Source organism: Kitasatospora sp. NPDC004669 (genome assembly GCF_040609455.1).
Classification (GTDB): Bacteria; Actinomycetota; Actinomycetes; order Streptomycetales; family Streptomycetaceae; genus Kitasatospora.
This window is the reverse complement of sequence record NZ_JBEXKB010000042.1, coordinates 78,226-84,225: the sequence shown is the minus strand read 5'-3', so window position 1 is coordinate 84,225 and position 6,000 is coordinate 78,226. Positions and strand designations below refer to the sequence as shown.

The following is a 6,000-nucleotide window of genomic DNA, read 5'->3' as shown; positions in this document are numbered from 1 at the left end:
AGCGACACCCAGCCCCCTTCCACTGACAGACAAGGCGATCATGTCAGCCTGCCGGCCACTCGGGTGTCGCTTTGCGATTTTCCCAACGGAGTCCTTCAGCCCCGGGAGGAATCGGTTCCTTGTCTCGGAGCCATGAAGTGGTGGAGTGAGATCCGGCGTTCTGAACGTAGGCGCTGTCAGTCAGTGGCGGAGCCACGACCACCGGGGACCCGGCTACGAGTATCAGTGTCAGTGGCCTTTGTTAGGTTGATCGTGTGCAGCTGAGGTACTCGTATCGCATCTACCCGACGGTGGGTCAGCGAGCTGTGCTGGCCAGGACGTTCGGGTGTGCGCGGGTGGTGTGGAACGATGCTCTTGCGGTGCGGAAGGATGCCCGGAAAGGAGGCTTGCCGTACCCGAAGAGTGCCGATCTCCAGAAGTTGGTGATCACGGCGGCGAAGAGGACGGCCGAGCGGGCGTGGCTTTCGTCTGTCGGTGTGGACCCGCTGATCCAGTCCTTGCGGGATGTGGACACCGCGTACCGGAACTTCTTCGACTCGGTGTCCGGTAAGCGCGCAGGGCGTTCGGTCGGTCTTCCTCGGTTCAAGTCGAAGAGGGATAACCGGCAGTCGCTGCGGTTCACCCGCAACGGGTTCCGTATCCGCAGCAACGGCAAGTTGAATCTGGCGAAGGTCGGTGACGTGCGGGTGAAACGGTCCCGCGTGCTTCCGGCGGATCCGTCGTCGGTGACGATCGTGCTCGACCCGGCGGGCCGGTACCACGCCTCCTTCGTCGTGGATGTCGAGCCCGAGCACCTGCCCGAGGTACCGGCCGAGATCGGCATCGATCTCGGCTACCGGTAGAGGATGCGGTCGGCTGCGTGGGAGGGGCCGGAGGCCGTGGAAGGACGGTGGGGACGTCCTACGGCTGAGGGGCTACGGCGACGCCGGGGCCGACGGGTCCGGTGGCGGGGGCCGCAGCCTGGTGCGTGGTTGTCCGCGGTGATCGCCGCGCGCGGGCCTCGGGGCGGTTCGGTCCGGGCGGTAGCGGCTGTGGCCGGCTGTGGACCGGCCGGCCCTTCGTTCACCGGGGACCGGTGGCGGGCGGTTCGGCGGGGGTCGGGCAGCACAGGCACTGGTTGGCGGCCGGCGCTGGGGTGCTAGAAATCCCTCGTGGACGATCACCCTGAGACCTCGACCCTGCGTGTTTTCGTGGCGCTGGCCCCACCCGACGACGCCAAGGACGAGTTGGCCGAGGTCCTGCAGCCCGCTTACGCCATGTACCCGCGGCTGCGGTGGAACCGGATCGAGGACTGGCACATCACCCTGGCCTTCCTCGGCGAACTTCCCTCCACAGCCGTGCCGTCGCTGCGGACGGTGCTGGCCGGCCTGGCGTCATCGCACCCCACCCTGCGCCTGGGCCTGCGTGGTGGCGGCCACTTCGACGAGCGACTGCTGTGGACCGGGATCGACGGGGACCTGAAGGGACTGCACCTGCTCGCCGCCGACGTCCGGGACCTGGCCAGGTCCTGCGGGATCGAGTTCAGCGACCGCCCGCTGCGCCCCCATCTGACTCTGGCGCGGTCCCGCCGCGACGATCCCGCCAGCGTGCCGCAGGCCGCGGCCGGGCTCACCGGCTTCGTGGGCCGACCGTGGCAGGCCGAACGCCTCCACCTGGTCGGCAGCAACATCGGCCGTGGCCCTGGGCCGATCCGTTACCGCGACATCGAGGCCTGGCGATTCGGCGCCGCGGTCCGGGCCAGGGACGACAGCGCTCCCGCCGAGCCGTAACCGACCGGCGGACGCCTCCTCGCCGTCGCCGGGCTTGGGGGTGTCGGGTAGGCGTGGGCGGCGCTGGGCGAGGTGGGCGGTCGTGCGGCGTACGTGGCCGAGTTGCCTGTCCTCGCCGCGGGCGGGGGTGACGGCGTGCCGGCAGAGGGTGCCGCCGGCCGTGCGGGAGGAGTCGGAGGCCGTATCGCCGAGGAGAGCCTGGGCGATGGCGATCTGACGGAACGTCATTGAACTTCCGCCGGGTCGGAGGCACCATGCGGTCATGGCTGACGAGCGCTGTGATCACGGGCTGATAGTCGGGCAGTGCGGTCACTGCAAACCGGTTCCCCGGGGTCTGACCGCGTCCGTCTGGATCACCCGGGGCGGCTCGGTGTTCCACCGCTCGGTGGCGTGCGAGGCGCTCGCCGACGGGCAGGCCCGCGCCGCCCGCTTCGGCAGGCAGGTGCACGAGCCCAGCCGCGTTGCGCTGGCCGACGCCATGGCGCAGGGGCGCGGCGCGTGCATTCCCTGCTTCCCCGCCTACCGGCCGACCAGTACCACCAAGCCCTGCCTGGTCCGGGTGGACGCGCAGTGGCTGCGCGGCCTCCTCACCGAGTGGCGGCGGGGCGCCGACGGCCGGTGGACCGGAGTGGTCTCGTACGTCGCCCACGGCGAGCAGGTGACTGTCCTCAAGGACCAGGACGACCTGCGCCCCGCGCCCTGAACGCTGTGGCCCTCGACCGCGGCCAGGCCGACGCGTCCGGCCCGGCTGCCCCGGCGCCCGTTGCCTTGGCCCGGATGCTGGCCCAGTCGAGGCCGGTCTCGAACCAGGTGCCGGAGACGGGCCGGATCATGCCGGGCTGGTCGAGCATCATGCCCCGGTGTCTCGCCGAAGCGGAAGGCGCCGACCACCCTGGCGGTGGTCGGCGTCTCCGCCATCTGTCGCGGCTGCAAAAAAGTAAGTACCTGTGTTATTAATAGCTACGTACGAAAGTTCACTCCCCGCCCCACCGTGAAAGACGATCGCCATGACGAGCCACATCACCAACCCCGCCCAGCCCTCCACCAGACTGTCCGACCTGAGCGCCGGCCCCTGGGTCCTGGACGCGGCCAAGTCATCAGTGGAGATCAAGCACAAGTCGATGTGGGGGCTGGCCACGATCAGGGCCGCCTTCACCGAGCTCAGCGGCGAAGGCGAGATCGGCCCCGACGGTTCCGCGCACGGCACGCTGACCATCGAGGCCGCGTCGATCCTCAGCAAGCAGGCCAAGCTCGACGCCCACCTGCGCTCTGCGGACTTCTTCGATGTCGAGAGGTATCCGACGTTCACCTTCGCCGCCACTGGCGTCGTCGCCGACGGCGCCGGAATCGCCAAGGTCACTGGCCGCCTCACTGTGCTCGGTACGACCCGCCCGCTCACCTTCACCGCCCGCGCCACTGCCGTCGGCCCGGAGGGTGTGACCCTCAGTGGCGAGATCGTCATCGACCGTAACGACTTCGGCATGGGCTGGAACAGGGCTGGAATGATCAAGGGCCTCACCACCGTCACCCTCGTCACCCGCTTCACCCGCCGCTGACGGGCCGATCCTGGAGCCGGGCCCGCGGTTGGTCGGGATCGGTCTGGTGAGGGTCTGTACGGCGACGGGCAGCCGTTGGCGGGAAGCCCGCATGCCCACCGGTTGTGCCGCAGCAGGCCCGGCACGGGCGCGCCGTGCCTGGTGCCTTCTGGGCGGCGTCCTCGCGGTGGGTCGCCGGCGATGCCGGACCGGACCCTGCGGTGCGACGCCGCCGCGTCGCATTCCCCGCCGGTGCTGCTCCGGGAGGCGGGCGTGGTGGCCGGCCCGGTGGAGCGGGTGCGGGCGTCCGTGCGCATGCTTGCCGGCTGCCTGCCGCCGTAAACGCAATGAGTTTGCTTTAAGGCGCCATGAAACCTACACTCGACTAAAGCAAACCATTAGCTTTTGGTGTGGGCGTACTCCGCCGCTCCCACCCCGATCGGGAAGGACGTCGATGTCAACGTCCCTGACTGCCGTCGAACTCACGCCACCGGAGGCGGTCCGCTGGGCTGCCCGCGCCGGGCTCGCGCTGCCCGCCGACCGTCATGCCGCGGTCGCGGCCACCGCCGACCACATCCACGCCGTCGTCTCGATCCTGCGGGAGCTGGACTTCGGGGACACTCCGCCCGCCATCGCCTACCGCGCGGAAGGGGAGACGCACGATGCAGCCGTATGAGCTCTCCCTCGTCGCCGCTGCGGATGCGATCCGGTCCCGGCAGCTGTCCCCCGTCGAGCTGGTGGACTCGGTCCTCGGCCGCATCGAGCAGGTGGAGCCGCTCCTCGACGCCTACGTCGCAGTCGCCGCGGAGCAGGCGCGCCGGGCGGCGCGCGCGGCCGAGCACGATGCGGTGCACGGTCGGTACCGGGGGCCCCTGCACGGCGTCCCGATGGGACTCAAGGACCTGATCGACGTCGCCGGCTGGGCCACCACGGCCAGCTCCCGCGTGCGCGCCGATCACCGCGCGCAGGCCGACAGCGCGGTCGCCGCGCGCCTGACGGCGGCCGGTGCGATCCTGCTCGGCAAGACGCACACCCACGAGTTCGCCTACGGCCTGACCACCCCGCAGACCAAGAACGCCTGGGACCGCGGCCGGATCGCCGGCGGTTCGAGCGGCGGGTCCGCCGTCGCAGTCGCCGCGGGCACGGCGACCTTCTCGCTGGGCACCGACACCGGCGGATCGATCCGGGTGCCCGCAGCGCTCAACGGGGTCGTCGGGCTCAAGCCGACCTACGGTCTCGTCCCCCGACACGGCGTCACGTCCCTGTCCTGGTCGCTGGACCACGTCGGCCCGATCACCCGCACCGTCGAGGACGCGGCCCTGGTCCTGACTGCACTGGCCGGGCACGACCCGCGCGACCCCGCATCACTGGCCGCACCCGCCGTGGACTACCGGCCGGGCGCGGGCACGGACCTGACGGGGCTGCGCATCGGCGTGCCGCGCACCTACTACTTCGACCACCTCGACGCGCAGGTGGAGGCCGCCGTCCGCCGCGCCATCGGGCAGCTGGAAGACCTCGGCGCGCGGCTCGTCGAGATCGACATCCCGATGACCCGCTACATCCAGCCCACCCAGTGGGGACTGATGGTGCCGGAGGCCACCGCCTACCACGAGCGCACCCTGCGGACGGTGCCCGAGCTGTATCAAGCGGACGTCCGAATCCTCCTGGAGGCCGGCGAGCTGATGACCGCCGGGGACTATCTGCGCGCCCAGCGCTCCCGGACCCTGATGCGTCAGGAATGGGCGCGCATCCTGGAGACGGTCGACGTGATCGCCGCTCCGACGGTCCCGATCACGGCGGCAGCGGCCGACCAGGCAACGGTCACCTGGCCCGACGGCACGGTCGAAGGCGTCTCGGACGCTCTCGTGCGCCTGTCCGCTCCCGCCAACATCACCGGGGTACCCGCCCTGTCCATCCCGGTCGGCCACGACTCGGCGGGCATGCCGATCGGGATGCAGCTGCTCGGCCGGCCCCTCGGCGAGCGCACGCTCCTGCGGGTCGGTCACGCCCACGAGCAGACGCAGCCCGCCCGAATGCTCGCCCAGGTGGCCTGACAGCGGCGCGTGGGCCGGGCCGGACCCGTCGGCCCGGCCCACACGCCGTCCGGCTCCACGGCGGGCCCCCTAAACGCAACGATTCTGCTTTAAGGTGATGTGGTGAGCCGCGAGATGTGGTGAGCCGCAAGCAGATGGTGCGCCCCGGCGGGCGCAGCGCGCGGGTCCAGGCATCGGTGTACACCGCCGTCCGTGAACTCCTGGCGGAGGAATGGCGCGAGGCCCTGACGGTACCGCTGATCGCCCAGCGCGCGGGAGTCACCCCGTCGACGATCTACCGTCGCTGGGGCGACCTGCGGGAGTGATCGTCTATCAACTCCTGAGTGCGCCGACCTGCGCCAGGTAGTGGACCGTGCTGTCGGTGACAAGGTTGCGGATCTCCGTCCGTCCACCGCCCGGTTCGGACTCTGCCGCGCCCCCGCCCACCCGCGTCGAGCTCCGCTGTGCGCGGTTCCTTTCCGTCAGTGCGGACCGGGACCGGTTCGACGGATCATCAGATCCCGGTGAGAGGAGCATCGGACGACTCGTTCCGCGGATTTCGAGGAACCGGTCGTCGGGATCGGCGAACCGTGCCGCACCGCCGGACTGACGTCGTGCCGGAGCGTGTCGCGAGAGCCGGCGACCCGGACTCCTGCCCCGGGT

The 6,000-nt window shown here is 70.7% G+C and carries 7 protein-coding genes and 1 pseudogene; all 8 read left to right on the top strand.

The features are described from left to right. Positions 1-254 precede the first annotated feature (254 nt). Complete coding sequence (locus ABZW30_RS29855; RefSeq protein ID WP_355674309.1) at positions 255-842, top strand: RNA-guided endonuclease TnpB family protein; 588 nt, start codon at positions 255-257, stop codon at positions 840-842. 309 nt (positions 843-1,151) lie between these two features. After that, on the top strand, positions 1,152-1,769 hold the full coding sequence (gene thpR / locus ABZW30_RS29850; RefSeq protein WP_355674308.1) for an RNA 2',3'-cyclic phosphodiesterase: 618 nt from the start codon (positions 1,152-1,154) through the stop codon (positions 1,767-1,769). A gap of 262 nt (positions 1,770-2,031) precedes the next feature. After that, positions 2,032-2,472: a hypothetical protein gene (locus ABZW30_RS29845; protein ID WP_355674307.1), complete on the top strand. Its 441-nt coding sequence runs from the start codon at positions 2,032-2,034 to the stop codon at positions 2,470-2,472. A 304-nt stretch (positions 2,473-2,776) separates the two neighbouring features. Continuing rightward, a complete protein-coding gene (locus ABZW30_RS29840; RefSeq protein WP_355674306.1) occupies positions 2,777-3,325 on the top strand; it encodes a YceI family protein in 549 nt (182 codons plus the stop codon). 180 nt (positions 3,326-3,505) lie between these two features. Further along, positions 3,506-3,646, top strand: coding sequence for a hypothetical protein (locus ABZW30_RS29835; protein ID WP_355674305.1), 141 nt, complete (start codon positions 3,506-3,508; stop codon positions 3,644-3,646). Between the two features lie 124 nt (positions 3,647-3,770). Continuing rightward, positions 3,771-3,980 carry a hypothetical protein gene (locus tag ABZW30_RS29830; protein WP_355674314.1) on the top strand — a complete coding sequence of 70 codons (210 nt, stop codon included), beginning with the start codon at positions 3,771-3,773 and terminating at the stop codon, positions 3,978-3,980. Further along, entirely contained in the window at positions 3,967-5,358 is a 1,392-nt protein-coding gene (locus ABZW30_RS29825) for an amidase (RefSeq protein WP_355674304.1), read from the top strand. The genes ABZW30_RS29830 and ABZW30_RS29825 overlap by 14 nt, the downstream gene beginning before the upstream one ends. Before the next feature lie 134 nt (positions 5,359-5,492). Then, a pseudogene (locus ABZW30_RS29820) lies at positions 5,493-5,660 on the top strand (helix-turn-helix domain-containing protein); the annotation flags it as partial. Positions 5,661-6,000: the final 340 nt, after the last annotated feature.